The sequence below is a fragment of the Succinivibrio sp. genome, assembly GCF_045124615.1.
Classification (GTDB): domain Bacteria; phylum Pseudomonadota; class Gammaproteobacteria; order Enterobacterales; family Succinivibrionaceae; genus Succinivibrio; species Succinivibrio faecicola.
Genome location: NZ_JBGVMC010000006.1, coordinates 1 through 2,738, shown reverse-complemented (window position 1 = coordinate 2,738; position 2,738 = coordinate 1). Strand labels below are relative to the sequence as shown.

The window sequence follows — 2,738 nt, the reverse complement described above, 5'->3', positions numbered from 1 at the left end:
ATTTCATTGTCAGATGGTGAACAAAGAGAGTGTAAAAGCTCTCTTGTTGATTCATCATAATCAACACTGGTACTGTCTATTATTGTACTTTTTCCGTTTTCATCAAATTTTGCAAGTACTGCATCAATACCGTCGATACTTGTGCCGGACATAAGTCCAATATAAAGCTCATTCATTGTTAAATCTCTTTGATTCTTTTTGCAGTTTAGATTTTTTTCAAAATATATTAAAATATTAAGTTATCAGTTTTTAATTTTAATTCATTTTATTACATAGGTGACAGTAATGTCTGATATTGAGAGCGCATTACGTGAGATTGCTCGTGGCGCAGAGGAAATTATTCCATTAGAAGAGCTTAAAAAGAAGCTTGAGTCTGGTAGAACACTTACAATCAAATTAGGTATGGATCCTACCGCACCTGATATTCATTTAGGCCATACTGTTATCTTAAATAAGCTTCGCACATTCCAGAAACTAGGTCACAAGGTTGTGCTTATTATTGGTGATTTCACTGCTGCAATCGGTGATCCTTCAGGTAAGAATGCAACAAGACCTGAACTGCCACGTGAGCAGATCATTGAGAATGCTAAGACCTATGCTGAGCAGGCTTTTAAGATCCTTGATAAGGAAAAGACTGAAATCAGATACAATTCTGAGTGGTGCGAAAAGCTAGGTGCTGCAGGTACAATCAAGCTTGCATCAAAACTTACTGTGGCACGTATGCTGGAGCGTGATGATTTCTCAAAGCGCTTCTCATCAAAGCAGCCTATCGCTATTCATGAGTTCTTATATCCATTATTCCAGGGCTATGATTCAGTTGCTATCAAGTCAGATGTTGAGCTTGGTGGTACCGATCAGAAGTTTAATCTTCTAATGGGTAGAGAACTTCAAAAAGATGCAAACATGGAACCACAGTGTGTTCTTATGATGCCTCTTCTAGTTGGTCTTGATGGCGTTGTTAAAATGTCAAAATCAAAACACAACTATATTGGTGTAACCGAAGAGCCAAAAGATATGTTTGGTAAGATCATGTCAATTTCTGACGATCTGATGTGGTCATACTATGATCTGCTTTCTTTCAAGAATGTAGATGAAATCAAGGCATTAAAGGAAAAATGCTTGTCAGGTCAGATGAACCCTCGTGATGCAAAAATTGAACTTGGACGTGAAATTGTTGAGCGTTACCATGGTGAACAAAAAGCAAATGAGGCTGTAGAAGGCTTCAAGTCTCAGTTTGCAAAGGGCGTAATCCCTGATGATATAGCAGAGGTTAGCGTATCATCAAAAACCATTCCAAATCTTTTAAAGGATGCTGGTCTTTGTGAGTCAACTTCTGAGGCTATGCGTATGTTAAAGCAGAGTGCTGTTAAGTGTGACGGTAAGGTTATTACTGACAAGAATGCACCTGTTGAGGCTGGCACTCACGTATGGCAGGTTGGCAAGAGACGTTTTGCAAAAGTAACTGTAGCATAATAGAGGTTTAAAATGACACAGGACGAATTAAAGGTAATGGTTGCTAAGGCAGCTTTGGATTATATTCCAAAGAATGCTGTTTTAGGTGTAGGCTCAGGCTCTACCGTAATGAAATTCATCGAGCAGATCGGTATTAGCAAAGCTAAGGTTGCAAAGGCTGTAAGCTCATCAAACAAAACCACTGAAGCATTAAAGAGTGTTGGTGTTCAGGTTGTTGATCCTAATGAGGTTGAGCCTTATGAGGTTTATATTGACGGCGCTGACGAGGTTGATCCGAATTTCAATATGATCAAAGGTGGCGGCGCATGCCTAACCCGCGAGAAGATCCTAACCTCAATGGCTTCAAAGTTTATCTGTATCGTTGACAAGTCAAAGCTTGTACAGACTTTAGGAAAGTTCCCTCTCCCTGTAGAAATCATTCCTATGGCACGTGAGCAGGTTGCAAGAACTCTAAAGGAGCTTGGTGGAAATCCTGTTCTTCGTGAAGGCTGCATTACTGATAACGGCTGTGAAATTCTTGATGTTCATGGTTTAACCATCACCGATCCTGTTGCACTTGAGCAGAAGATAAATCAGATCCCAGGTGTTGTAACCGTAGGTCTTTTTGCCTCAAAGGGAGCAGATATCGTTTTATATGCAACTGAAGATGGCGTTAAGGTTCTAAAGAGAAACTAATAATTCTACTAGTGCCTGATATTTTTATAGTATCAGGCATATTCAAATCCACTATTTTCCTATCAATTTTTCTTCATAAAAATTCATTTTAATATAGTTGAATCAAGTGTTTTTTTAGCTACAATAAAGTAAGTTAAAAATAATATGGATAAAGACTATGAGTGATAAATGCTTTAAACAACTGCCATTTGGTACAGAGGAATTCTCTGAACTTAGAACAGAGGATTACTATTTTATAGATAAATCCTCATACATAAAGAAAGTTTTTGAAAATTCAGCATCCGTTATTCTTTTTACAAGACCAAGACGCTTTGGTAAAACTCTTTTAATGGATATGTTCAAATCTTTTTTAAGAGTTGCACCTGATGGTTCTTCTAACAGAGAGTATAAAGAAAAACTCTTTCCAGGTTTAGAAATTCTAAAGGACAAAGAGTTCACTGACAAATACCTAGGACAGTTTCCTGTAATAAGTTTTTCTCTAAAAGGAGTTTTTGGTAAGGATTATAATGCAGCATACGAAGCATTAGCATTTACTCTGTCAAATTTGTTTAAAGACTTTCTTTTTTTAAATGACAGCGAAAAACTATTAG

General features: G+C 37.4%; 4 protein-coding genes. 3 read left to right on the top strand and 1 reads right to left on the bottom strand.

Annotated features, from left to right (window positions below; translation table 11 throughout):
• Positions 1 to 152: anhydro-N-acetylmuramic acid kinase (locus ACJML3_RS00115; RefSeq protein ID WP_406019591.1), on the bottom strand; the 152-nt coding region annotated here is incomplete at its 3' end.
• Between the two features lie 133 nt (positions 153 to 285).
• Here ACJML3_RS00115 and tyrS point away from each other — a divergent pair.
• From tyrS to ACJML3_RS00100, 3 genes are all read left to right on the top strand, one after another.
• Positions 286 to 1,473 (top strand): tyrosine--tRNA ligase, encoded by a 1,188-nt coding sequence (tyrS, locus tag ACJML3_RS00110; protein WP_406019590.1) that lies wholly within the window; start codon positions 286 to 288, stop codon positions 1,471 to 1,473.
• A gap of 12 nt (positions 1,474 to 1,485) precedes the next feature.
• Complete coding sequence (gene rpiA, locus ACJML3_RS00105; RefSeq protein WP_406019589.1) at positions 1,486 to 2,148, top strand: ribose-5-phosphate isomerase RpiA; 663 nt, start codon at positions 1,486 to 1,488, stop codon at positions 2,146 to 2,148.
• Between the two features lie 157 nt (positions 2,149 to 2,305).
• A partial coding sequence (locus ACJML3_RS00100) for an AAA family ATPase (RefSeq protein WP_406019588.1) occupies positions 2,306 to 2,738 on the top strand: 433 nt, incomplete at its 3' end.

Excerpts from the sequence above, each read along its gene's own strand:
- tyrS (WP_406019590.1), top strand. The coding sequence starts at position 286 with ATGTCTGATATTGAGAGCGCATTACGTGAGATTGCTCGTGGCGCAGAG.
- rpiA (WP_406019589.1), top strand. The coding sequence starts at position 1,486 with ATGACACAGGACGAATTAAAGGTAATGGTTGCTAAGGCAGCTTTGGAT.